The following is a 24,210-nucleotide window of genomic DNA, read 5'->3' as shown; positions in this document are numbered from 1 at the left end:
AGGGGGCGGCGCTACCGCAGGATGTGTCTTTTCCGGACCTTTTCCGCCAGTGCCAGGAGCTCTTCGCGGGACAGATCCGGCAGGTGCTCCAGCTCGGCCACGAACTCGTTCAGCGAGGTGTTGGCCCGCACCTTCAGCAATTCGTTGTAGAAACCCACGATGATGCCTGTTAGCAGGGCAACCACAAGGATCCCGTACAGGGACACGGCCACGGTGACCAGCCGTCCCGCCGTCGTTACGGCGGAGAAGTCGCCAAAACCGATGGTGGTAAAGGAGACAAAAAGGTACCAGAGGGCGTCACCAAACGTGGGGATGCCGGCTTCAACCCGCGGCAGCGCAAAAGCGGCCGCCGCCAGCACCGCCAGGAACCCGTAAAAGACGTAGTCGGCGCTGGTGACCCGGACAATGTTCCACAGCAGGCGCAGCCGTTTCATGGGAACTCCTCGGCGTCGGGAAGAGTCCCAGAATAGGGCTAGTCGGCGGTCTTCCGCAGCGCTTCGGTGAGCTGCGCGGCCGCCTTCGCCACCACTTCGGCGTGGATCCTGCCGGGCTGGCGGGTCAGGCGCTCGATGGGACCGGAGATGGATACTGCCGCAATGACCCGGCCGGACGGCCCGCGGACGGGGGCGGACACGGAGGCCACTCCGGGCTCGCGTTCCCCCAGGCTCTGCGCCCAGCCGCGGCGCCGCACCCCGGCCAGTACTGTGGGGGTAAACCGTGCGTTGTGCAGGCCTTCCAGCAGCCGGTCGTGATCCTCCCAGGCCAGCAGGCACTGGGCGGCGGAGCCAGCCTTCATGGACAGCTGCGTGCCCACGGGAATGGTGTCCCGCAGGCCGATCGGCCGTTCCGCGGAGGCCACACAGACCCGCCATTCGCCCTGCCGGCGGAAAACCTGCGAGCTCTCGCCGGTGGCATCACGCAGGGCCAGCAGTACGGGACCGGCCGCAGCGATCAGGCGGTCCTCCCCGGCCGCGGAAGCGAGCTCCACGAGCCGTCCGCCCAGGACAAAGCGTCCCTGGATGTCCCGGCCCACGAGCCGGTGGTGGGCCAGCGCGACGGCGAGACGGTGCACCGTGGGACGCGCCAGTCCGGTGGCGGCCACCAGCTGGGCCAGGGTGGTGGGGCCGGCCTCCAGTGCATCCAGCACCATGGCCGCTTTATCAATAACGCCGACGCCGCTGGCCGCGCTTTCAGTTATGTCCATAAGTTGATACTGCCGTCTCAATATTTGAGATGCAAATTGAAAAACTGGCGCCCCGGCTGCAGCGGCTGGTTCTCTTAAACCATCGGCTTTGCGCGGCCGTATTTTTTACGGTCCGCGGAAGACACTTCACAAGGAGTATCTGGCATGGGTAAGCACGCAGCAGGCAGGACGCTGGCGGAAAAGGTGTGGGACGAGCACGTTGTCGTCAAAGGTGAAGACGGTGCGCCGGATCTTCTTTACATCGACCTTCACCTCATCCACGAGGTAACGTCCCCGCAGGCCTTCGAAGGGCTGCGCCTCGCGGGCCGGAAGCTGCGGCGCCCGGACCTCACCATTGCTACCGAGGACCACAACACCCCCACCCTGGACATCGACAAGCCCATTGCCGATCCCATCAGCCGCACCCAGATCGAAACACTGCGCGCCAACTGCGCGGAATTCGGCGTCCGGCTGCACCCGCTCGGCGACGCCGAGCAGGGCATCGTGCACGTGGTGGGTCCCCAGCTGGGCCTCACCCAGCCCGGACTGACCGTGGTCTGCGGCGACTCGCACACCTCCACCCACGGCGCGTTTGGTGCCCTGGCCATGGGTATCGGCACCTCCGAGGTGGAACACGTCATGGCCACCCAGACGCTGTCGCTGAAACCCTTCAAGACCATGGCCATCAACGTTGAGGGAACCCTGCGCCCCGGCGTCACGTCCAAGGACATCATCCTGGCCGTGATTGCCAAGATCGGTACCGGCGGCGGGCAGGGCTACGTGCTGGAGTACCGGGGATCCGCCATCCGGTCCCTGTCGATGGAAGCCCGCATGACCATCTGCAACATGTCCATCGAAGCAGGCGCCCGCGCCGGCATGGTGGCGCCGGACGAGACTACGTTCGCCTACTTGAAGGACAAGCCGCACGCACCGCAGGGCGCGGACTGGGATGCCGCCGTCGAGCACTGGAAGTCGCTGCAGACGGACGACGACGCCGTGTTCGACGCCGAAGTGTTCCTGGACGCGGACGCGCTGGAGCCCTTCGTCACCTGGGGCACCAACCCCGGCCAGGGTGTCTCGCTCTCGGAATCCGTTCCGTACCCCGCGGACTTTGCCGATGAGAACGCCCGGGCCGCGGCGGAACGTGCCCTGACGTACATGGACCTGGCTCCGGGGACGCCGCTGAAGGACATCCGGGTGGACACCGTGTTCCTGGGCTCCTGCACCAACAGCCGGATCGAGGACCTGCGGATTGCCGCGGACATCATCCGCGGACGGGAAAAGGACCCCAATATCCGGATGATGGTGGTTCCCGGCTCCGCCCGCGTGCGGCTGGAAGCGGAAGCCGAAGGTCTGGACCGGGTGTTCAAGGACTTCGGCGCCGAGTGGCGCTTCGCCGGCTGCTCCATGTGCCTGGGCATGAACCCGGACCAGCTGGCCCCGGGGGAGCGCTGCGCCTCCACCTCCAACCGCAACTTCGAAGGCCGGCAGGGCAAGGGCGGACGCACGCACCTGGTCTCCCCGGTGGTTGCCGCGGCGACCGCCGTCCGCGGAACCCTCAGTTCCCCTTCGGACCTTGAACCCGTCCCCGGCACTGCCGGCTTCGCCGCCGCCGCATCCGTCCAGTCAGCCCGCTAGGAGCCCGCCATGGAGAAGATCACCACCCACACCGGCATCGGCGTGCCGCTGCGCCAGAGCGACGTGGACACCGACCAGATCATTCCCGCCGTCTATCTCAAGCGGATCACCCGGACCGGATTCGAAGATGCGCTCTTTGCCGCCTGGCGCAAGGACGAGAACTTCATCCTGAACAAGGAGCCGTACAGTGCCGGATCCGTCCTGGTGGCCGGACCCGACTTCGGGACGGGTTCCTCCCGCGAGCACGCCGTCTGGGCCCTGAAGGACTACGGCTTCCGGGCGGTGCTGTCCTCCCGCTTCGCGGACATCTTCCGCGGCAATGCCGGCAAGCAGGGCCTGGTGGCTGCCCAGCTGGTGCAGGATGACATTGAACTCATTTGGAAGGTGCTTGAACACTCACCGGGAACGGAAGTGACGGTGGATCTCGAAGCCCGCACAGTGATCTGCGGATCGGTCACCGCACCTTTTTCCATTGATGAATACACCCGGTGGCGGCTGCTCGAGGGATTGGATGATATTTCCCTGACGCTGCGCACCGAGTCGGATATCACACATTTCGAGTCACTGCGCCCGGCATTCAAGCCGACAACGCTTCCGGCGCGCACCTAAACAGTCCCGCCGAGGATATTGCCCCGGCTCCGGTTTCGTGTCGCGGTTGGCCGCTCAGTATCATTGATAGGCCCCCCATCCGGGGGGCCTATCGCCTTTTCCATGCGGAGAACCGGTGCCTTATGCGTGGCCGGGACCACGTGCAGGGCTGCGGAAAAAAGCCCCTCCGGCGGGGCGGCGATATTTCAGTATGTGGACGCTTGCTCCTATGCTTGAGTGCAGTCTCTCTTTGCTGTTGGGGCAATCCAGATAAAGAAATTAGGTGTTCATGGGTAGCGTTCTAACCATCCGTGGTGGAGTTCCTCTCACAGGAAAAGTCCCCGTCCGCGGAGCGAAGAACCTCGTTCCCAAAGCCATGGTTGCGGCGCTGCTGGGCAACAGCCCTTCACTGCTGCGCAACGTTCCGGAAATCAAGGACGTTGAGGTAGTTACCTCGCTGCTGCAGCTGCACGGCGTTGAAGTGACCAAGGATCCCGTCACCGGGGACCTGACCATGGATCCACAGAACGCCAAAACGGCAGCGTCCAAGGACATTGACGCGCACGCCGGCGATTCCCGCATTCCGATCCTGCTCTGCGGGCCGCTGATGCACAGCCTCGGCGAGGCCTTCATTCCTGACCTTGGCGGCTGCAAAATCGGGGACCGCCCGATTGACTACCACCTGCAAATGCTGCGGAACTTCGGTGCGGTAGTGGAAAAGCGCCCCGGCGGCATCAGCATTTCCGCGCCCAAGGGACTCACCGGTGCCAAGCTGGAACTTCCCTATCCGAGCGTCGGCGCAACCGAGCAGGTGCTGCTGACCGCGGTGAAAGCCGCCGGCATCACTGAGCTGCGCGGTGCCGCCGTGGAACCGGAAATCCTGGATCTCATTGCCGTCCTGCAGAAAATGGGCGCGATCATTACTGTCCAGACCGACAGGGTGATCCGCATCGAGGGCGTTACCGAACTGACCGGTTACAACCACCGGGCCCTGCCGGACCGCAATGAAGCCGCTTCCTGGGCCTCCGCCGCCCTGGTCACCAAGGGCGACATCTACGTGGAAGGTGCCTCCCAGCAGGACCTTACGGCGTTCCTGAACACCTACCGCAAGATCGGCGGCGCCTTCGACGTCGACGACGGCGGCATCCGCTTCTACCACCCCGGCGGCGCACTGCACCCGCTGGTCCTGGAAACGGACGTCCATCCGGGCTTCATGACCGACTGGCAGCAGCCGCTGGTGGTTGCACTGACCCAGGCGCAGGGCGTGTCCATTGTTCACGAAACCGTGTACGAGAACCGGTTTGGCTTCACCGACGCGCTCATCCGCATGGGGGCGAACATCCAGGTTCACCGGGAATGCCTCGGCAGCGTACCCTGCCGGTTTGGACAGCGGAACTTCCTGCACTCGGCAGTCATCTCCGGTCCGGCAAAGCTCAAGGGCGCCGAGATTGACATTCCGGATCTTCGGGGCGGGTTCAGTCACCTGATCGCGGCCCTGGCTGCCGAGGGGACCTCTCGCGTCACCGGAATTGAACTCATCAACCGCGGCTACGAGCACTTCCTGGACAAGCTGGAAGGCCTCGGCGCCGACTTCGATGTGGCTGCTGCACCGGCCGGACCGGCTGCCGCAGCCGGCGCCGAGTAACCGGCGCCATGGCTGAGTCGATCAAGTCACGCGTTGCCTTCGCCCTGCTGGCGGGGAGCATGAGGCCGGTCATGAACCTCCTGATGCGCAAGCAGTGGGAAGGGCTGGAGAACCTTCCCCGGGACACCGGGTTCATTGCCTGCCCAAACCACGTGACGGAGATCGACCCGGTGGTGGTGGGGCATTTCTTCTACAACCAGAAGATCATGCCCCGCTACCTGGCGAAGGCTTCACTGTTCAAGGTGCCGGTGTTGGGGGCCGCCTTGCGCGCCACCAACCAGGTGCCCGTTGAACGCATCACCAGCGGCGCTTCGGCGTCCCTTAAAGCCGCCCGGACAGTCATCGATGCCGGCGGGGCGCTCATTGTCTACCCCGAAGGCACGCTGACCCGGGATCCGGACCTTTGGCCGATGCGCGGCCGCACGGGCGCCGCCCGGCTCGCCCTGCAGACCGGAGCCCCCGTGGTTCCGGTGGCGCACTGGGGAGCCGAAGCCGTTTTTCCGCGCTACAGCAAGCGCATCCATCCGTTCCCGCGCAAGACGGTACGGGTTCGGGTGGGCAAACCCGTGGACCTTTCGGACCTGCGGGGGCAGCCGATGACCAAGACCCTGCTGGATACTGCCACTGAGCGCATCATGGCCGCCGTGACCGCACAGGTGGCGGAACTGCGGGATGAAACCCCTCCTGCCACCCGCTGGGATCCGGCCGTCCATGGCCAGGCAGTCATCGGCAGGAATTTTGAGCAGCACAAAGACTTTGAGCAGGACGGAACGGACAAGAAATGAGCTGGCGCAGCAACACACACCCGCAAGTGGTGGCGGTCCTCGGAGCCGGAAGCTGGGGAACCACCTTCGCGAAGATCGTGGCCGACGCCGGTGCCTCCCGGGCAACCGACGTCCGGGTCTGGGCCCGGCGTCCGGAAATTGCCGTTGACATCAATGACCGGCACCGCAACAGCCAATACCTAAAGGACACGGTCCTGCCGGCGAACCTGACCGCGTCCGCGGATCCGGCTGAAGTGCTGGCCGGCGCCGAACTGGTGGTGCTGGCCGTTCCGGCCCAGACACTGCGCGCCCAGCTGCGCAGCATTCGGCACCTCATCCCGGCAGGCGCCGTCGTCGTCTCCCTGATGAAGGGACTGGAGGTGGGCACCGACTCCCGGATGAGCCAGGTGATCGAAGAGGAACTGCACTGGCCCGAGGAACGGGTTGCCGTGATTTCAGGGCCGAACCTGGCCATGGAAATCGCCGACCGGCAGCCCACCGCCTCGGTGGTCGCCTGCTCGGACCTGGAAACCGCCGCCTGGATAGCCAGGGCCTGCACCGCACCCTATTTCCGTCCGTACACCAACACTGACGTGGTGGGCGTGGAAATCGGCGGAATCGTCAAGAACGTTATTGCCCTCGCCGTGGGCATCTGTGAAGGCAAGGGCATGGGGGACAACACCAAAGCTTCCGTGATGACCCGCGGCCTGGCCGAGACCACCCGGCTGGCGCTGGCCCTGGGCGGAGACGCGGAAACCATGTCCGGCCTGGCCGGCATGGGTGACCTGATTGCCACCTGCTCCTCTCCGCTGTCCCGCAACCACACGGCGGGCCGCCTGCTGGCGCAGGGCCTGACCCTGGACGAGGTCAACGCGTCCATGAAGCAGACCGCCGAGGGCATCAAGTCCGCGCAGGCGGTCCTGGACCGCGCCACCCAGCTGGGCGTCTACATGCCCATTACCGAAAACGTTGTGGCCGTCCTGCAGGGCGCCATCTCCGTTGATGAACTGGGGCCGCGCCTGCTGTCCCGCGAGCTAAAATCCGAAAGTGTGCACGCGCAGTGAGCATAAATCCCCTGTTCTCCGAGACAACAGACGGCGAAACCGAAGGACGCCGCCCCCGGGTGGCCGTCCTCTTCGGCGGCCGCTCCAGCGAGCATGCGGTGAGCTGCGTGACCGCAGCCGGCGTCCTGGAAGCCATTGACCGGACCAAGTACGACGTCGTTCCGGTGGGCATTGCCCGCAACGGCCAGTGGTCGCTGGTGTCCGCTGATCCCGCAGCCTGGTCCCTGCGCTCGGAGTCCCTCCCGGAAGTGGTTCCCGGCGAGCAGAGCGTTGTCCTGTCCGCGGACGGCACGGGCTCGGAACTGGTGGTCCACGCGGAGGATACGCTACCGCGCAGCCTGGGCCGCGTCGACGTTGTCTTCCCGGTACTCCACGGCCCGTTCGGTGAAGACGGAACCCTGCAGGGCATGCTGGAAATGGCGGACATCCGCTACGTGGGGGCCGGTGTGCTGGCTTCGGCCGTCGGCATGGACAAGCACTACATGAAGGTGGTGTTTGAGGCAGCCGGTTTGAAGGTGGGGCCGTACGAGGTCATCACCGACCGGCAGTGGGAGAAGGACGCTCCGGCCTGCCTGGAGCGGGCCTCCAAGCTCGCATTCCCGCTGTTCGTCAAACCGGCGCGCGGCGGTTCCTCCATGGGTATCACCCGCGTCACCAACCCGGCGGACCTGCGTGCCGCCATCGAGACGGCACGTGAACACGATCCCAAGGTAGTCGTGGAAGCCGGCATCGTCGGACGTGAAATTGAAGTGGCTGTGCTGCAGGGCCGCGGCACCGAGGATCCCCGGACCAGCTCGCCGGGTGAAATTGCGGTGCAGCACGGCGAGCACGAGTGGTATGACTTCGAAGCCAAATATGTGGACGGTGCCGCCGCCGAGCTGAGCTGTCCGGCGGACCTGCCGGAGGACATTTCGGCACGGGTCCGCGACCTGGCTGGCCTGGCCTTTGAAGCCGTTGGCGGCGAAGGGCTGTCCCGAGTGGACTTCTTCTACACCCCGGTCGGGGACCTGATCATCAACGAAATCAACACCATGCCCGGCTTCACACCGATCAGCATGTATCCGCAGATGTGGGCAAAGTCAGGCCTGCCGTACACGGAACTGATTGATGAACTGATTTCGCTGGCACTGGAGCGTAAAACCGGCCTGCGCTGACGGTGCGGCCTGCGCTGACGCGGCACAGTAGGCAGGTGCCTACTGTGCAGGCAGCTCGAGATCGTTGCTGCTGATGCACTCGCGGGTGGGCTCAATGCGCGTGATGGAGTTTTCCAGCTGCACCAGCAGGGTGGAGGAGGAAACCTCGTCGGGGTTGAAAAGGACCTCAACCGCCGGCTCGCGCCCGTACGTCGTTGCGGTCCAGGTGGACTCGTCTTCCCGCAGAATCCAGTCCACGCCGTTTACCGTGGCGCACTGATCGGTGGTGGGTCCCGGAACCGGCACCCCGCAGCGCAGAATGATCTTGGAAGGTTCTCCCCAGGCTGCAGTAGCCTGGCTGTCCGTCTCGCGCTGCTGCTGATCCGCCAGCTCGGCGGGAAGAGCCACCATAATGGTGGCGCAGTCCGGGTTGGCTGCATCCGGAGCCGGTTCCACGTCGGCAATGGGAGTGCAGGCGCTGAGACCGGCGGCAAGGGCAAGAACGGCCGCCGAAAAGGCAACGCGGGAGGAGAACATGCCTACAAGGTTATCTGCCTGCGGCCGCCCGGACGGAATCGGCGAACCGGCCGCCGGGCGCTAAGCTCATTACTCGTTAACTTCAGGGAGTTTTTGTGACGCAGTTTCTTCAGGACTATGAGCAGCCCGCCGCACGCCGCCGGCATCCCGTCCGCACCACCGCCGTGGTGCTCCTGGTCCTGCTGCTCACCGTTGCCCTGGTGGCCGGCGGCTATCTCTGGAGCCTGGCGCGCAGCTTTGACAGCGGCACCACCACCATCGAAAACGCGCTTCCCGCCGACAGCCCACTCAAGGATCCGAGGGCCGGCAAGTCACAGAACATCCTGCTGATCGGCACCGACGAGAGGGACCCCGGATCCGAGGCCTCCCGCTCCGACACCATGATGCTGGTGCACATACCGGGGGACCGAAGCACCGCCTACGTCATGTCCATCATGCGCGACACCTGGACGGACATCCCCGGCTACGGTGAGCAGAAAATCAACGCCGCTATGGCCCTGGGCGGGGTGCCGCTGGCGGTGGACGCAGTCCAGACCATGTTCGATGCACCCATTGACCATGTGGCCATCATTGATTTTGAGGGGTTCAAGGGATTGACCGACGCGCTGGGGGGAGTGGATGTGAATAACCCGGTGCCCTTCTCCTCCAGCATTGCCGATGACTACTTCCCGGCCGGTGTTGTTTCCCTGGACGGGGATTCGGCCCTGAATTACGTCCGGGAGCGTCACGCCTTTGCCGAGGGCGACTACCAGCGGGTGCGCAACCAGCAGACGTTTATCAGCGGCCTCGTCTCCTCGGCACTGTCCAAGGAGACTCTGCTGAACCCGGTGAAGATCAGCCGCTCCGTCTCCGAAATCTCTCCCTATCTCAGCGTGGACGAGGGATTGAACGCCGCAGCCGCCGGACAGCTGGCCTTCTCCCTGCGCAACGTGCGCGGCGGAAATATCGAGATGTTCACGCTGCCGACCCTGGGGGCCGGAACCTCCAGCGACGGACAGTCTATTGTGGTCAAGGACGCAGCTGCGATCGCTGACATAGCGGAAGCACTGGACACCGACGCCATGGGGGAATACCTGGCCGCAACCAATAGGGGATAACAACGTGGGTTTTGCAGCTGGGGCGCGTCGCGCAGGAATGGGCGCGGCAGCCGCCGTGCTCGTGTTGTCAGTGGTTGTTGCTCCCGCATCCGCGGTCCAGACCCCGCCGCCCGAAACCCCCGCGCCGGTAGCGCCAACAAACCCCGTCCAGCCGCCGCCTTCCGAAACGCCGGCCCCGCCGGCACCCGCACCCGCACCGCCTGCACCCGCTCCCGAGCCACCGGCTCCGGAACCCGAGCCTGCGCCGGCCCCTGCTGCACCGGCACCGGCCATTGATCCCGCCACCGGATACGTCATTGATCCCGGCACGGGTCTCCTGATTCACCCGGGCACCGGATGGCTGATTGAGGCAGGCACCGGCTACCTGATCGAAGCCGGGAGCATGCTGTACACGAATTTCCGCTGGGACCCTGCAACCGGCCTCGTGACCGAGATCGCCGATGACCAGGAGACGGCCAGCCCCACGCCGTCGCCTACGGAGTCGCCGTCGCCGTCGCCCACTGCCAGCGCAACAGCCAGCGCGTCTCCCTCCCCGACAGCGACCCCAACGCCGTCGGCAACCGCCTCGCCCAGCATGCTGGCAGCGGCGCCCAGCAGCGACAGTGAGGGGCCGGACGGCAGCGGATGGCTGGTGCGCACCCTGGTGATTCTGGGACTTATCGGAGTGGGCGCGCTCTACTACATTAAGCTGCGCGGCTCCTCGGCGAAGGCCGCTTTCACGAGATAACGGACAGTAGGGGTAGACTGTCACGGTCTTATACAGTGGTCCAAGCCACAGCACAACTCTGGGGGTAGTTTTTGCGGGTACTCTTACTCACCCATTCCTACTCGCCTGAGCACAGCCCTCCGCAGCGGCGCTGGACCCAGATCATCCGTTCGTTCCGTCAGCGGGGCTGGGATGTCGACGTCGTAGCTCCCGTAGCGCACGCACCCCACGGCCGGCGCACACTGCCCAAGACAGAAGCGGGCCGCGCCTTCCGCCGTGATACCGGCGTTTACGGGGAACAGATTCGACGGGTCCCCTACCTCTGGCACCGCACCACCCGGCTGGGACGCCTGGCGGATCATCTTTTTTCAGCAGCCTGCAGCGTTCCGGCTGCGCTTCTGGGCCCCAAACCGGACGCGGTGATTGTCACCGTCCCCAGCCTGCCGATCCTTGGTGCCGGCTATCTCGCTGCCCGGCTGCTGCGCACACCGCTGGTTGTGGACATGCGGGACGCCTGGCCGGACATTGCCCGCGACGCGCGGCTGGTTCCGGGCAGCGCAAAGGGGGTTGCCGAGCGCATCATCATGGGAATCCAGGACCGGGCCGCCCTTGTTGTCACTGTGACCTACGGATTCGCGCAGACGCTCAGGGACCGCGGGCTGGGCAACGTGGCTACAGTCAGCAACGGTGTTGACGTGTCAGTCCGCGAGCTGCTGATGCCGCCGCCGGAGCAGTCGGAATTCCTCAACGTGCTTTACCTCGGCAACCACGGCGAGAGCCAGCGCCTGGACATCGTGATCCGTGCAGCCGCACTGGCCCGGGACTGCGTGCGGCTGAACCTGGTGGGACACGGCGTGCAGCGCCGGGAACTGATAGCCCTCGCCAGGGAACTGGACGCCCCGGTGGTGTTCCACGATCCGGCCGTGGGCGCCGAGGTGATGGAACACTACCGGCACGCGGATACCTGCGTGGTGTCGCTGCGGGATGACTGGAAGTCCTTTGAAACCACCATTCCGTCCAAGACCTATGAAGTCCTCGCGGTCGGCCGGCATGTGACCGGGATAGTGCTGGGCGAGGCCCGCAAGATCATCGAAGAATCCGGAGCCGGTGACGTGGTGTCCGCCCACCCCGAAAAGGTTGCCGAGCTGTGGCGCGAACTCGCGGCTGACCGGTCCAGGCTGCTGACCGGAACGGCCGGACGGGACTGGGTTCATGACAATGCCAATGTGGATGCCCTGGCTGACGCCTACGCCGAACTGCTGACCACCCTGGTGGACGGGGTTTCCACCCCGTGAACCGTCTCGGCACACTCGTGCGCAATCTGCGGCTGGCCGGCGGAACCGCCGTCGAACACCTGGGCGACGATCCGGTGGTCCTGGCGCTCCAAATCTCCCGCCGTCTTCCTCCCCGCGTACTGCGCCCGCTGCTGGACACGGCAGCCCGCGTCCCCGGACGGGGTACCCTGGCCTCCCTGGACGCCCTGCTCCGCGGGGACAAGCAAAGGCTGGAAGCCAACCTCCGTGCCTGCGGGCAGAGCGGCGCCCGCGACGGCCAGCGCCTGCGGATGGCGGATTTGGCCACGGCTGCCGGACTGCCTGACCTTGCTGCCGAGCTCCTGAAAGACGTCCCGCCGGCTGCCGGAGGCCGCCGGGGAACCGCGGCCCGGCTGAACTGGTACAACGGCAACACCCGCGAAGCGGTCAGCGCCCTGGACGGGGGATCCCGCCGGGAACTCGCCCAGCAGCGCCGCCTCGCGGCCGAAGCACGGGTATTCGCCGGCTGGCAGCCAAAGCTTGTGCCGCTACCGGGGTATGAGCCGGAGCCCCGGACGGTGCTCCATGTCCTGACCAATTCGCTGCCGCACACCCAGAGCGGTTATGCGCAGCGGACGCACTCCATCCTCAAAGCCCAGCTGGAGCTGGGCTGGAACGTCCATGCCGTGACCCGGTTGGGCTATCCCGTGCCGGTGGGCAAGCTGGGCGCCGGGGATACGGACGTGATCGACGGCGTGGTGTACCACCGGCTGCTCCCGTCCCGGATGCCTTTCGGCATGGACCGCCGGCTGCAGCGCCAAGCCGAAGACATGCTTGCACTGGCCCGGGCACTCCGGCCCGCCGTGCTGCACACCACCACGCACTTCACCAACGGTCTGGTCACCGCCGCCGTGGCGGAAGCCCTCGGTATTCCATGGGTGTACGAGGTCCGCGGTCAGTTGGCTGACACCTGGGCATCCACCCGGTCCGAGGAGGCCCGGAGCAGCCAGCGGTACCTAGACTTCAAAGCCGCCGAGGCCCGGATCATGAACCGCGCTTCGCTGGTGCCCACTCTGGGCACGGTGATGGCCGAGGAGATTACCGCAGCCGGAGTGGACCCGGCCAAGATTGTGCTCCTGCCCAACGCGGTGGGGGAGTTTTACTTGAAAGCTCCGCTGGCGCCGCGTGAAGCGCGCGTAAAGCTCGGGCTGCCCGCGGACACCGAGATTATTGGAACCGTGAGCAGTCTGGTTGACTATGAAGGCCTGGACGACCTGCTGCGGGCCTTCGCCGTGCTTGCACCGAAGTATCCGCTTTTGACCTGCCTCATCGCCGGCGACGGCGTGGCGGCACCCGGATTGAAGGCGCTCGCCGCTGAGCTGGGGATAGACCGCAGGGTAGTTTTCCCGGGCCGTGTATCCCGTCAGGACGCACATTTGTATCATCAGGCACTCGACATATTTGTGGTGCCCCGGAAGGATCTGAACGTGACACGAGCGGTTACCCCGCTGAAACCCGTGGAAGCCATGGCCTGCTGCACCCCCGTGGTTGCCAGCAGCCTGCCTGCGCTCCGGGAATTGGTGAACGACGGCGGCAACGGCACCCTGGTGCCCGCAGGAGACCCCGCGGCCCTGGCAGCAGCGCTCGGCCATCTGCTGGCCGATGCCGATCTGCGCACCCGGATGGGTGTCAACGGGCGCCGGCACGTTCTGGCCACCCGGACCTGGCATGCCAACGCGGAGCTCTGCGTGGAGAAGTACGGCTCTCTGACGGTAGCGTCCTGATGGCCGGCATCAAGGCGGATCCCCAGTCCGGCTCGCAGGCGGATTCCCCGTCCGAAGTCCAGGTGAAACCGTTGTCCGTGGATGTCCGGGGACTGCAGCGCGTGGGCGCGCGCCCGGGTTTTGTGGACTACGTTGTCCAGGTTTGGAATTACCGCGAGTTTATTTTCTATGACGCCAAGTCACGGGTGCAGAGCGGAAACCGCCGGGATCGGCTGGGCAGCATCTGGCTGATCCTGAACCCGGTGCTGAACGGGCTGACCTACTTCCTGATTTTCGGGCTGCTGCTGGGCACCGGGGGAGGCATTGAGAACTTCATCGGTTACCTCGTGATCGGCATCTTCCTCTTCCAGTACAGCTCGCGCGCCATCACCAACGGCGGCCGGTCCATCCAGCAGAACCGGGCCGTCATCCAGGCCTTTTCCTTTCCCCGGGCCACCCTGCCCATTGCCGTAAACCTGCGCGAGCTGCTCGCCAACATTCCGGTGTTCATCGTGATGGTGCTCATTGTCCTGGTGATCCCGCCCACCGAGGAGATCTCCTGGCTGGGACTGCTGATCATTCCGGCCCTGCTGCTGCAGAGCATCTTCAACCTGGGGGTTGGGCTGATCCTGGCCCGGGTGATCTCCAAGGTGAATGACGTGGTGCACCTCCTGAGCTTCGCCCTGCGGGCCTGGATGTACGCTTCAGCAGTCTTTTACTCCTACGAACGGTTCATCGACCAGCCGGTCCTGCTCGAAATCATTCAACTGAACCCGCTGTTCAATGTCCTGGACATCGTCCGTGACGTGCTGCTTTACAACACAGTGCCGGACTGGCAGTCCTGGGCCGTCCTCAGCTGCTGGGCACTTGGCGCGCTTGCCATTGGTTCCGTCTACTTCTGGCGGGCGGAGGAAACCTATGGACGCGGTTAAGGACCTGGAATATCTCCGCGAGGACCCATGCATCGTCATCGATGAAGTGAGCATGCGCTACCGTGTGCCGTCCAGCGAAGCACCGGCCGCGGATGACACGTCCAGCGGCACCGCACGACTTCTGCGACGCGTGATGGCAAAACCCAACCTGGTCACCGTCAACGCGCTGAACCCCATGTCACTGGTGGCCGTCCGCGGCGAATCAATTGGCATTGTGGGCCGCAACGGGTCCGGCAAAAGCACCCTCATGAAACTCATCAGCGGGCAGGTCAAACCCACTAAAGGGGCCGTCTACGCCGTGAGCACCCCGGTCATGCTGGGCGTCAACGCTGCGCTGGTTCCCGAACTCCCCGGCGACCACAACGTGGTGCTGGGCTGCCTGGCCATGGGAATGTCCAAGGCGCAGATCGCGGAGAAGTTTGATGAAATTGTCGAACTCTCCGGACTGGAAAAGGCCATTCACCTGCCGATGCGCTCCTACTCTTCCGGGATGGCGTCCAGGCTCCGCTTTGCCATCGCCGCCAGCATCGATCCGGAAATCCTCCTCATCGATGAGGCATTGAACACCGGTGACGCGCAGTTCGCCGACCGCAGTAAAAAGCGGATGGATGAACTGCGCGGCAAGGCCGGCTGCGTCTTCCTGGTCAGCCACAGCCTGGATACCATCCTGGAAATGTGCACCCGCGTCGTCTGGATCGACAAAGGGGACCTGCTGATGGACGGCGAGCCCAAGGCAGTCGTCAATGCCTACAAAGACTTCACCCGGCACCTCTCCAAAGGCAACAACATCAGTGCCGCGAAAATCCGGACAGACGCTATGGAATCCCTGACGGTCACCCGCGTGATGGAGCGTTCCACCGGCCGCCGCAGCATGAGGACCCACTAGATGGGCCTGCTTGCCGATGTCCGCACCGGACTCTGGCACCTGCGCGCCGGCGGTCCCGCCCAGGTACAGGAATGGAAAATACGGAGCCGGGCAGAACGTAGCTTCGCGGATCCCGCCAACGCCCGCGGAGTGGAAGCCGGGTGGATAGGCCGCGGTTCAGCACGCCGGTTATCCATCCCCGCGGCCTCGCTGCCCACGCCGGCGCCGCGCAGGAGCGACCTTACGGTCGGTGTCATTTTGGACGAATTCTCCGCCATGGCTTTTGCCCATGAGTGGAACACCGTGGCTTTGGATCCGGCATCCTGGCAGCAGCAGATGACAGTTACAGCGGTGGACCTGGTTTTCATCGAATCGGCCTGGGCCGGCAACAACCGGCTCTGGCGCGGGAAACTCGCCGGTCCGTCCGGTCCTGCTCCCGAACTCGTGGAACTGCTCCAGTGGAGCCGCCAAAACGGCATCCCCACGGTCTTTTGGAACAAGGAAGATCCGCCCCACTACGAGGATTTCCTGCCTGCAGCAGCACTTTTTGACCATGTCTTCACCTCCGACGTACGCCGGGTCCCCTTCTACCGGCAGGACCTCGGCCACGGGAACATTGCTGTGCTTCCCTTTGCCGCGCAGCCGGCCATCCACAACCCGGTGCGTCCCCGGCACGGCCGACACTCCCGGGACATAGCCTTCGCTGGCATGTACTTTGCGCACAAGTATCCGGAGCGCCGCGACCAGATGGACCTGCTCCTGGGCGGGGCCATGGACGCGTCGGCAAAACTTGGCACCGGGCTGGAGATCTTTTCCCGCAAGCTCGGCGGGGACACCAACTATCAGTTCCCGGCACCCCTGGACACCCGGGTGGTGGGTTCCCTGAGTTACCCGCAGATGCTCTCCGCCTACAAGGCGTACAAAGTGTTCCTCAACGTGAACTCCGTGGTGGATTCACCCAGCATGTGTGCCCGGCGTATTTTCGAAATCAGTGCAGCCGGCACCCCCGTGATCAGTACGCCCAGCGCGGCCGTGGAGCAGTTCTTCGCTCCCACGGAGGTTCCGGTGGCATCCACCCGGGAGGAAGCTGCCGCACTGAGCCGTGGCCTGGCCTCCAACCCGGAGTACAACGACAGGACCGTGCACCTTGCCCAGCGCCGCATCTGGGAGCAGCACACCTATGCACACCGCGCGGAAGCCGTTCTGGCGGCCGCGCTGCCGGACCGTATCCGCCCCCTGAGCCGGCCCAGCGTCTCGGCGCTGGTGCCCACCATCCGCCCGCACCAACTGGACAGCCTGTTCGCCACCATCGCCCGCCAACGGAACGTCGACGTGGAACTGGTGCTCCTGACCCACGGATTCGAACTGGAACCGGGGCGGCTCGAACAGCTGCAGGCTGCACACGGACTGGCCAAGGTGCGGCTGCTGACGGCCGGCCGCGACGTTTCTTTGGGGGAGTGCCTGAACAGGTGCGCCGCTGCCGCCACCGGAGAGGTGGTGGCCAAAATGGACGACGACGACCACTACGGCCCGAATTATCTCAGCGACCAGCTCCACGCCCTGCACTATTCGGGTGCGGACATCGTGGGTAAACAGGCGCATTACATGCACCTGCGCACCTCCAACGCCACAGTGCTCCGGTTCGGACACCGGGAGCACCGGTACACGGACTTCGTCATGGGTCCCACCCTTGTGGCCCGCAGGAGCCTGGTCCTGGAGCTGCCCTTCCCCGAGCTGGGGCTGGGGGAGGACACCGGTTTCCTTCGGCAGGCTGCAGCAGCCGGCAAGCGCATCTACTCAGCAGACCGTTTCAATTACTTTCAGGTCCGGGAAGCAACCGGACACACATGGCAGGTGGAGGACGCCGCACTGCTGGCGTCCGGAGACCTGAAATTTTATGGGGGACCACATGAACACACAGACATATAACGCCGGCGAGGCTGCGACGGAGATCTCTACCGTCGCCGTCGTCGGGCTGGGCTACATTGGGCTGCCCACCGCCGCCATCCTGGCTGGCAAGGGACTGCACGTGATCGGTGTGGACGTGAATCCCTACACTGTCGAGGCCGTCAACGAAGGCCGGGTGCCGTTCATCGAACCCGATCTGGGAGTCCATGTGGCCGGTGCGGTGAGCCAGGGGCATCTCACGGCGCAGGGGAGCGTGCCGGAAGCAGACGCCTACATCGTAGCCGTGCCCACGCCGTTCCAGGATGACAAGACTGCTGACCTGGTCTATGTGGAGCAGGCCGCCCGCAATATTGCCGCCCGGATCCGTCCCGGCAACCTGGTCATCCTCGAGTCCACATCGCCTCCCGGCACCACCCGCCGGATGGCGGACGTTATCCTGGCGCTGCGCCCCGACCTCTCCGCTGAGGCCAACGGCGGTAAGGACGCCGTACTGTTTGCCCACTGCCCGGAACGTGTGCTGCCCGGAAAGATCATGATTGAGCTGGTCACCAATGACCGCATTATCGGCGGGCTGACGCCGGAAGCGGCCACCGCCGCCGCCGGCCTGTACAGCACGTTCTGTCAGGGACGCATCCACCTCACCGACGCGGCCACCGCTGAAATGGCCAAACTGGTGGAGAACGCCTACCGGGACGTGAACATTGCATTCGCCAACGAGCTCTCTGTCATCAGCAGCAACCTCGGCATCGACGTGTGGAACCTGATTGAGCTGGCGAACCACCACCCGCGGGTGAACATCCTCCAGCCCGGCCCCGGCGTGGGCGGCCATTGCATTGCCGTGGATCCGTGGTTCATTGTTTCCGCGGATCCGGAGAATTCCCGCCTGATCCGCACCGCCCGCGAGGTGAACGATGCCAAGCCCGGACACGTCATTGCCGAGGTGCTGACAGCGGTGGAAGGGATCGAGACTCCCGTGATCGCAGCCCTGGGGCTGGCCTTCAAGGCGAACATTGATGACACCCGTGAATCACCCGCAGTGGAAATTGTCCGCCGGCTGGCACTGGAAAACCCCCAGGCACAGATTCTGGTGGGACGGTCCTTCCTTGGAGCCACCCTTCCCGATGAGCTGGCCCCGCTGCCGAACGTCGTGTCGACGGTGACCGATGAAGCGATTGCTGCCGCTGACGCCGTTGTCCTCCTGGTGGACCACGACACCTTCCGGGAAATCCGCCCCGAGCAGCTGGCCGGGAAGGCTGTCATCGATACCAGGGGATTCTGGCGCACCACGGCATGAACCGACTCGCCAAACGGTTCGCCTCCGCCGGGGCAGATCTGCATCCGGCGCTGAAGGCCCGGATTCGCCGCACCGTTGGGCGCAGCAGCCGGCCGGACCACGGGTTGCTGAGCGTAGTGGTGCCCATGTACAACGTGGCACCGTATCTGGAGCGCTGCCTGACCAGCCTGGTGAACCAGAGCTACGCCAATCTGGACATCATTGTGGTGGACGACGGCTCCACTGACGAATCCGTTGCCGTGGCCGCCGGATATGCCCGGTATGACCGGCGGATCCGCGTCCTGCAGTTGCCCCACGGTGGCAACGGGCTGGCGCGGAACACCGCGATTGTCGCTGCTCGCGGGGAGTTCCTCACCTTTGCCGACGCCGACGACGTCGTCCCCCCTGACGCCTACGCGCTGATGATGGGGACGCTGGCCCGGACGGGATCAGATTTCTGCGTGGGCTCGTACGGCAGGATCCGCGGCAGCAAAAGAACCCCCGTTCGCCTGGCCGAGGGCATCCATGCCCGGGAGCGGCTGCGGATCGCCGTGGCGGACCACCCGGCCGTTATTGACGACGTATTTCTCTGGAATAAGGTCTTCCGCAAGGAGTTCTGGGACAGGCAGGTGGGTGCCATGCCGGAGGGCATCCGCTATGAGGACCAGGAAACCACTGCACGGGCGTACCTACGGGCTGCATCCTTCGACGTCTTAGCCGAGAATGTCTACTGGTGGCGGATCCGGGAAGACGGCTCCTCCATCACTCAGGCCAAATACCTGCTTCAGGACCTCCGGGACCGCTTGTCCGTGGCCCGCGACGTCACGGCGCTGTTTGAAGCGGAAGCACCGCCGGCCGCGGCATCCCATTGGTACCGGCGGCTGCTGGGGTCTGACCTGATCCCATACATCGAGCAGGTACCGGATGTTCCCGAGGATTTTTGGCAGCTGCTCCGGGACGGTGTTGGCAGTATCTACAGTGCAGGACAGAAGCATCTTCAGGACGTGGATCCGCAGGCCCGGGTGCTGCTGCAGTTGACGGCGGAGGGCCGTCGGGAAGACATCAGGCGTGCCGTGGTGGACAGGATAAACAACGGCACCGCGAGCCCTCTCGTCTTCGATCAGGGCCGCATCTTCGCCGAGCCGCCCCTGCTGCGCGTTCTGGATACTCCCATCGACCGCGGGCTCCTGGAAGTCCGTCCCGAACACCTGGAACTGGTGGCGGCGCTGGAGCCGCCGGCTTCAGGGAAGAACTCGGCAAGAGACAACGACGGCCCCGCCACCCTGCATGGGTATGCCTACCTGCGGAACGTCGACCTGCGTAGTACGGCCGTTCAGGTTTCCGCTGGGATCCCGGGTTCCACGGGCTTCCAGCCGCTGGAACTTGAACCCCGCACGGACCCGGAGCTGGATATTTCCTCAGGGGACCGCAACTGCAGCTACGCGGATGCCGCCTTTAGTCTTCGGCTACAAATGCCGCTGCCGGCCGAGGTCGTTTTACGCGCTGAAGTGGACGGGCACCTCATTGAGCAGACGATTGCCGTGCCCTCGTCCATTCCTGTACACGCCGAAGAGCAGAGCAACCGAACCAACGGTCCGCATGTATCCGCTTTCGTGGCTGACTCTAACGACCCCAACGCCGACATCCTGGAACTGGTGCTGGCCAATGCCCCGGCCTCGGCCGCCTATGCGCTGGTGACGTCCCGTTTTCGGATTGCCGGCGACGTTCTTTCGCTGCCCGACGGCGGATTGAGAGTGCGGTTCCCGCTGGCCGCCACGCGCTGGGGAAGGGAGCTGCCGGCACCTCCGTCGGGGTCCTACACCCTGCGCTGGAACTCCGGAGGGGAAGCGGTCGGGCCGCGGGATCCGGCCGTACCGGTTTCCGCCGAAGCAGCCCGGGACTTTCAATCAGTATTGCTGCCGGCAGCCCGCGTGCGCGGGCTGAGGACTGCTGCGGGGTCCATGGCTGTGAGCATTTCTGCTCCGCTGGCCGGAAACGAGACCGGGACTTTCCACCAGTACCGGCTGCGGCGCGAAGTCTTTGATGCCTCCGCGGCTCGCGAACTGACTCCCGGGATCTTCTTTGAAAGTTTTGGCGGGAAAAGCTGCACCGACAGTCCGCGGGCCATTTCGGATTACCTTGCCGCCGCCGGTTTTGATGAACCCCTCTACTGGTCCGTGGTTGACCGTTCCGTTTCCGTGCCCGAGTATGCAGTGCCGCTGCTGCAGGGATCGGAGGAGTGGTACCGGAAACTCGCATCCACCCGGCGACTGGTCAACAACAACAACTTTCCCTGGTACTTCCGCAAGTCTCCGGGTCAGTTCTACCTGCAGACCTGGCACGGAACGCCGCTGAAGAAAATCGGGCTGGATGTGCCGCAGCGGGTGCTCTCGCTGTCCTACAGGGATCTTATGGCACGGGAAGCGCAGTGGTGGGACCTGCTCCTGGCGCAGAACGACTTCGCGGCAGCCGTCCTGCCGGCCGCCCTTGGCTACACGGGAGAAGTCCTCACCGCGGGGTACCCCCGCAACGATGCCCTGCAGCTTCCTGCCACCCGGGACCGGGTCCGCAGCCTGCTCGGCATTCCTGTGGACCAGAAAGTATTGCTCTACGCTCCCACCTGGCGCGACAGTGTGCGGGACGGGGACGGCAGGTCGGACTGGGTTGGATTCCTAGATGTTGAGGAAGCTGCCCGGCTGCTGGGGCCGGGGTGGACGTTCCTGATCCGCGGACATCACAACGTTGCCGGACAGCGCCAGATCGAGAATCACCCGGCCGCCATCGACGTGACGGACTACCCGGAGGTTAACGACCTCTATCTGGCCTCGGATGCCTTGGTGACGGACTATTCGTCGGCGATGTTCGACTACGCGGTGCTGAAGCAGCCTATTCTTCTGCTGGCGCCTGACTTGAACGAGTACAAACGCTCGCGGGGCCTGTATCTGGACCCTGCCGAACACCTACCCGGCGTCCCGGTGGTTAAAACGACGCCGGAGCTGGTCACTGCGCTGCGCCGCTCATCCACACGGGCGAATCCGTCATCGAGGGCATTTGCAGCCCTCGATGACGGAAAGGCAGCAGCGCGCGCTACTTCCTTCGCTTTCAGTTCCCGGACCCGGCTGGACTAACAGATTCCGGCTGGTTCAGGGCCTTGATGGCTTGGAAGACACGTTCCGAGTTGCCATCGTCCAAATAAGCGAAAGCCTGTTTGGTCCGGAGGGTGTATAACTCATGGCGCTCGAAGTTACGCTCTGCCAGATCCGCCAGATGATGCATCACTTCGTCCGGGCTGAGAGCAACCGGGCCAAGACCATCCCGATCGAATTCGAAGTACCCCTTCCGATAATTGTGCTTGCCGTTAAATATCTCTCCCCGGTCAAAGTGGAAATAGACCAGCGGAGACCCAATGAGCGCCAGGTCAAAGGCCACGGAAGAGTAGTCTGTCAACGCAACCCGCGACCTGGCGAAGATTTCCTGCACACTGCCGTCGGCGCGCCGGTGGACTCGAACGTAGTCGGGGAACTCTATTTCGCCAAAATCAGCAAAGGACGGATGCGGAAGATAAACGATTTCAAGATTGTTCCGATCGGCATACTCTTTCAACTCGGGACTCCGGAGCAGTCCGAACCAGTTGCGGGCATATTCTGACGCTTCGAGCACCGTTCGGCGCTCCTCACTCGTCGTCGCTAGGCCTGCCTTTGTCTTTAGTTCCTGACGCCACGTGGGTGTGACAAGCAAAACATTGCGCTTCGCGACAGGCATCGCCAGGGCCTTTTGCTGAAGCGCATCAAAGCGCGGCAGGCCCGTCAGGCAGGTCTCACGGTCAGTAAATTTGTACGGCGAGTTGTCGCCGGCAATAGATTCGTACTCCGGACGTGTTGAGGTCACGAACAGCGATATGGGCTTGGGGTTCACCCAGCGGGAAAGATCCTGAGTGATCACACCATGCTGAAGAAAGATAATTTTGGCGTCAGACATTGGGTAGCGCCCGCGACCAATCGGATATTGAACTTCTGCAGTCGCGTCGGAGGAAATAAGGTTAGTCGCGTTCAACACAAGCGCAATTGCCGCCCGGGAGCCGTATTCCACCAGTTTGAATCCCTCCGACTCAAGCCGGGCCCAATCGGAGGACGTCCGCTCCAAAAGGAACCATGCGTTAACCTCCGGATGCTTGGCCGCGATGTGGCGGTACAAATGTTCACCATTGTCGTCCGCTTGATCGACTCTATCCATAATGACCCAGGCGTCTTTGAACTTCGCGGCGTTGGCAGGGGACAGGGCCCATTCGACGGTTTTCTGGTCTGCCTGGTGACGCCGTTTACTTAAAGTGCTTTGCACCTTGCGTTTTGCGACGCGGCTGACCACGTTTCTCAGCGCGGCAGGTCTAGCCGCTCCGGAAACGATGCTCTCAATCCCCAACCGGTTGTCCAGTTTCTTTGCTATTGAACTGGCCGGGGCGAGCACACGTCGTCCGACCGCGCCCAGAACAGGAAGCTGGCCCTGCACCGGCTTCCGGATCGGGCCAAGTCTGCACTTTCCCTCGGCAGGAAGGGGACGCGTCCAGCCCGGCCGCTTGGGAGACTCAAACGGGACGAACTCGCCGTCCAGCCAGACCTCGATTGTGCCGTCCGTGGGTAGCCAGACAGAACGCGCCATGAAGAAATTCTGACCAAAATAGTTGTAGGCGACTGTCTTGGTCCGCGTCGGTTCGACCTCAGCGCCGTTCACCCGGAACCTCTCCGACGGTGCGGCGCCCGAGTACGTGTAGAGGATCTGAGCAGGTGATACGCCCGCCCCAGACCATTTGAAGACACGGGGAACGCTCAGGCCGTGCCCCTTATAACGCACGAGTAAGGCTTCTCGTGTGGTCCAGTCCAACGGGACAACGGCGAAATTGTCGATCGTCTCGCGGTCTATGTGGGCCACGACACGCATCAGAAGCGCCAAGAAGATCTCTTTTTGCTCGCGATTAATCCATGCAGTCTTGCTGTTCATGCTGCGATCCTCCGCAAAGTACCACTGGAGGTCATACAGCACCATGTTCTGGGCCCAGACCGGGACCGCGCCGAGGCGGCGTTTCAAACCTTCGAGGAGCCCCAAATATCCATATCTGAGGATGTCATCGTAGCGTTCGGGAACCTGCCAGCCGCTCTGTACTAACGAGGTGCCGTTTCCACGCTTGCGATAGAGGTATCTGGCGGAGGGAATCAGCCCGACAATTGGATCTTCAAGGGACCCCAAATAGCGTCCGATGAACTCGCCGTCCTCGAACGTAGGCTTCACCCTTTCATCGAAACGGAGGCACTCCGCTTCGAGGACGGAGCGCCTCAGGAAGATGGAGGCGCCGCCGAGCTGAATGTTGTTCGGTTCCTTGCGTAGATCCACGAGTCGCTCACCGAACATATACTTGCGCCGAAGCGGGTGGGTATCCGTCACACGCCGCTGGTTCTCGTTCCAGATCATCACGCGCGTGGTCAGCATCGCGGCACTATTGTGTGTATCGCGTTTAAGGAAGTTGGCCACGTTCCGGAAGTAGTCGGCTTGGAGGGCATCGTCAGGATCAGCAAAGGTTACCCATTCATTGCGAACCATATCGAGCCCGGTGTTACGTGCAGCCCCAGGGCCACCGTTGACCTGAGTGGTATGACGGATTACGCCCGGATACTTTTCCGCCCACCTTTTCACGATTTCGTAGGAGCCGTCCGGTGACTCGTCGTCGACGACGACGACGTCGAGGTCTTCGAAGGGAAAGGTCTGCCGCTCCAGGGATTGGAAAAAGGTATCCACATAGTCCTCTACGCCGTACAGCGCAACGACTACTGAAAAAAGCCCTTTGGTCATGTTGTAACTCACCTGAGATT

At 64.0% G+C, this 24,210-nt stretch carries 19 protein-coding genes; 15 read left to right on the top strand and 4 right to left on the bottom strand.

All coding sequences use genetic code 11. The features are described 5' to 3' along the window. Positions 1-11: 11 nt before the first annotated feature. Both KG104_RS12295 and KG104_RS12290 read right to left on the bottom strand, forming a co-directional pair. On the bottom strand, positions 12-434 hold the full coding sequence (locus KG104_RS12295) for a potassium channel family protein (RefSeq protein ID WP_104053793.1): 423 nt from the start codon (positions 432-434) through the stop codon (positions 12-14). 38 nt (positions 435-472) lie between these two features. Further along, positions 473-1,204 (bottom strand): IclR family transcriptional regulator, encoded by a 732-nt coding sequence (locus KG104_RS12290; protein WP_104053794.1) that lies wholly within the window; start codon positions 1,202-1,204, stop codon positions 473-475. 144 nt (positions 1,205-1,348) lie between these two features. Here KG104_RS12290 and leuC point away from each other — a divergent pair, with 144 nt between their 5' ends. The 6 genes from leuC to KG104_RS12260 all read left to right on the top strand — a co-directional run bounded on the left by leuC (position 1,349) and on the right by KG104_RS12260 (position 8,036). Then, on the top strand, positions 1,349-2,821 hold the full coding sequence (gene leuC, locus KG104_RS12285; RefSeq protein ID WP_104161384.1) for a 3-isopropylmalate dehydratase large subunit: 1,473 nt from the start codon (positions 1,349-1,351) through the stop codon (positions 2,819-2,821). A 9-nt stretch (positions 2,822-2,830) separates the two neighbouring features. Next, complete coding sequence (leuD, locus tag KG104_RS12280; protein WP_104053796.1) at positions 2,831-3,430, top strand: 3-isopropylmalate dehydratase small subunit; 600 nt, start codon at positions 2,831-2,833, stop codon at positions 3,428-3,430. A gap of 268 nt (positions 3,431-3,698) precedes the next feature. Continuing rightward, positions 3,699-5,054 carry a UDP-N-acetylglucosamine 1-carboxyvinyltransferase gene (gene murA, locus KG104_RS12275; protein ID WP_104161469.1) on the top strand — a complete coding sequence of 452 codons (1,356 nt, stop codon included), beginning with the start codon at positions 3,699-3,701 and terminating at the stop codon, positions 5,052-5,054. Positions 5,055-5,062: 8 nt separating this feature from the next. Beyond that, positions 5,063-5,839, top strand: coding sequence for a lysophospholipid acyltransferase family protein (locus KG104_RS12270; RefSeq protein WP_104161383.1), 777 nt, complete (start codon positions 5,063-5,065; stop codon positions 5,837-5,839). Beyond that, on the top strand, positions 5,836-6,882 hold the full coding sequence (locus KG104_RS12265; protein ID WP_104053798.1) for an NAD(P)H-dependent glycerol-3-phosphate dehydrogenase: 1,047 nt from the start codon (positions 5,836-5,838) through the stop codon (positions 6,880-6,882). The genes KG104_RS12270 and KG104_RS12265 overlap by 4 nt, the downstream gene beginning before the upstream one ends. 11 nt (positions 6,883-6,893) lie before the next feature. After that, positions 6,894-8,036 carry a D-alanine--D-alanine ligase family protein gene (locus tag KG104_RS12260; RefSeq protein ID WP_237686964.1) on the top strand — a complete coding sequence of 381 codons (1,143 nt, stop codon included), beginning with the start codon at positions 6,894-6,896 and terminating at the stop codon, positions 8,034-8,036. A gap of 39 nt (positions 8,037-8,075) precedes the next feature. Here the strand turns inward: KG104_RS12260 and KG104_RS12255 are convergent, their stop codons facing one another. Further along, the gene (locus KG104_RS12255; protein ID WP_104053799.1) at positions 8,076-8,552 is read right to left on the bottom strand and encodes a DUF3515 domain-containing protein; all 477 of its coding nucleotides are present in this window, start codon (positions 8,550-8,552) and stop codon (positions 8,076-8,078) included. 95 nt (positions 8,553-8,647) lie between these two features. On the opposite strand from KG104_RS12255, the gene KG104_RS12250 reads away from it, so the two are divergent. The 9 genes from KG104_RS12250 (at position 8,648) to KG104_RS12210 (ending at position 21,477) form a co-directional block, all read left to right on the top strand. After that, positions 8,648-9,649 (top strand): LCP family protein, encoded by a 1,002-nt coding sequence (locus KG104_RS12250; protein ID WP_207347167.1) that lies wholly within the window; start codon positions 8,648-8,650, stop codon positions 9,647-9,649. A 4-nt stretch (positions 9,650-9,653) separates the two neighbouring features. After that, on the top strand, positions 9,654-10,376 hold the full coding sequence (locus KG104_RS12245; RefSeq protein WP_207347166.1) for a hypothetical protein: 723 nt from the start codon (positions 9,654-9,656) through the stop codon (positions 10,374-10,376). Between the two features lie 71 nt (positions 10,377-10,447). Next, the gene (locus KG104_RS12240) at positions 10,448-11,650 is read left to right on the top strand and encodes a glycosyltransferase family 4 protein (RefSeq protein ID WP_207347165.1); all 1,203 of its coding nucleotides are present in this window, start codon (positions 10,448-10,450) and stop codon (positions 11,648-11,650) included. Next, a complete protein-coding gene (locus KG104_RS12235; protein ID WP_207347164.1) occupies positions 11,647-13,392 on the top strand; it encodes a glycosyltransferase in 1,746 nt (581 codons plus the stop codon). Before KG104_RS12240 ends, KG104_RS12235 begins: the two co-directional genes overlap by 4 nt. After that, entirely contained in the window at positions 13,392-14,303 is a 912-nt protein-coding gene (locus KG104_RS12230; RefSeq protein WP_104161378.1) for an ABC transporter permease, read from the top strand. The genes KG104_RS12235 and KG104_RS12230 overlap by 1 nt, the downstream gene beginning before the upstream one ends. Continuing rightward, complete coding sequence (locus tag KG104_RS12225; RefSeq protein WP_207347163.1) at positions 14,290-15,189, top strand: ABC transporter ATP-binding protein; 900 nt, start codon at positions 14,290-14,292, stop codon at positions 15,187-15,189. Before KG104_RS12230 ends, KG104_RS12225 begins: the two co-directional genes overlap by 14 nt. After that, the gene (locus tag KG104_RS12220; protein ID WP_207347162.1) at positions 15,190-17,097 is read left to right on the top strand and encodes a glycosyltransferase family protein; all 1,908 of its coding nucleotides are present in this window, start codon (positions 15,190-15,192) and stop codon (positions 17,095-17,097) included. It begins immediately after the preceding gene. Continuing rightward, the gene (gene wecC / locus KG104_RS12215; protein WP_207347161.1) at positions 17,078-18,370 is read left to right on the top strand and encodes a UDP-N-acetyl-D-mannosamine dehydrogenase; all 1,293 of its coding nucleotides are present in this window, start codon (positions 17,078-17,080) and stop codon (positions 18,368-18,370) included. The genes KG104_RS12220 and wecC overlap by 20 nt, the downstream gene beginning before the upstream one ends. Beyond that, positions 18,367-21,477, top strand: a complete 3,111-nt coding sequence (locus KG104_RS12210) for a bifunctional glycosyltransferase/CDP-glycerol:glycerophosphate glycerophosphotransferase (protein WP_207347160.1) — start codon at positions 18,367-18,369, stop codon at positions 21,475-21,477. The genes wecC and KG104_RS12210 overlap by 4 nt, the downstream gene beginning before the upstream one ends. Here KG104_RS12210 and KG104_RS12205 read toward each other — a convergent pair. Beyond that, positions 21,452-24,202 carry a bifunctional glycosyltransferase/CDP-glycerol:glycerophosphate glycerophosphotransferase gene (locus KG104_RS12205; protein ID WP_207347159.1) on the bottom strand — a complete coding sequence of 917 codons (2,751 nt, stop codon included), beginning with the start codon at positions 24,200-24,202 and terminating at the stop codon, positions 21,452-21,454. The genes KG104_RS12210 and KG104_RS12205 overlap by 26 nt on opposite strands. Positions 24,203-24,210: the final 8 nt, after the last annotated feature.

Source organism: Arthrobacter sunyaminii (genome assembly GCF_018866305.1).
GTDB classification, from domain to species: domain Bacteria; phylum Actinomycetota; class Actinomycetes; order Actinomycetales; family Micrococcaceae; genus Arthrobacter_B; species Arthrobacter_B sunyaminii.
This window is presented reverse-complemented; position numbering and strand designations above follow the sequence as displayed.

Excerpts from the sequence above, each read along its gene's own strand:
- KG104_RS12295 (WP_104053793.1), bottom strand. The coding sequence starts at position 434 with ATGAAACGGCTGCGCCTGCTGTGGAACATTGTCCGGGTCACCAGCGCC.
- KG104_RS12290 (WP_104053794.1), bottom strand. The coding sequence starts at position 1,204 with ATGGACATAACTGAAAGCGCGGCCAGCGGCGTCGGCGTTATTGATAAA.
- leuC (WP_104161384.1), top strand. The coding sequence starts at position 1,349 with ATGGGTAAGCACGCAGCAGGCAGGACGCTGGCGGAAAAGGTGTGGGAC.
- leuD (WP_104053796.1), top strand. The coding sequence starts at position 2,831 with ATGGAGAAGATCACCACCCACACCGGCATCGGCGTGCCGCTGCGCCAG.
- murA (WP_104161469.1), top strand. The coding sequence starts at position 3,699 with ATGGGTAGCGTTCTAACCATCCGTGGTGGAGTTCCTCTCACAGGAAAA.
- KG104_RS12270 (WP_104161383.1), top strand. The coding sequence starts at position 5,063 with ATGGCTGAGTCGATCAAGTCACGCGTTGCCTTCGCCCTGCTGGCGGGG.
- KG104_RS12265 (WP_104053798.1), top strand. The coding sequence starts at position 5,836 with ATGAGCTGGCGCAGCAACACACACCCGCAAGTGGTGGCGGTCCTCGGA.
- KG104_RS12255 (WP_104053799.1), bottom strand. The coding sequence starts at position 8,552 with ATGTTCTCCTCCCGCGTTGCCTTTTCGGCGGCCGTTCTTGCCCTTGCC.
- KG104_RS12230 (WP_104161378.1), top strand. The coding sequence starts at position 13,392 with ATGGCCGGCATCAAGGCGGATCCCCAGTCCGGCTCGCAGGCGGATTCC.
- KG104_RS12225 (WP_207347163.1), top strand. The coding sequence starts at position 14,290 with ATGGACGCGGTTAAGGACCTGGAATATCTCCGCGAGGACCCATGCATC.
- KG104_RS12220 (WP_207347162.1), top strand. The coding sequence starts at position 15,190 with ATGGGCCTGCTTGCCGATGTCCGCACCGGACTCTGGCACCTGCGCGCC.
- wecC (WP_207347161.1), top strand. The coding sequence starts at position 17,078 with ATGAACACACAGACATATAACGCCGGCGAGGCTGCGACGGAGATCTCT.
- KG104_RS12210 (WP_207347160.1), top strand. The coding sequence starts at position 18,367 with ATGAACCGACTCGCCAAACGGTTCGCCTCCGCCGGGGCAGATCTGCAT.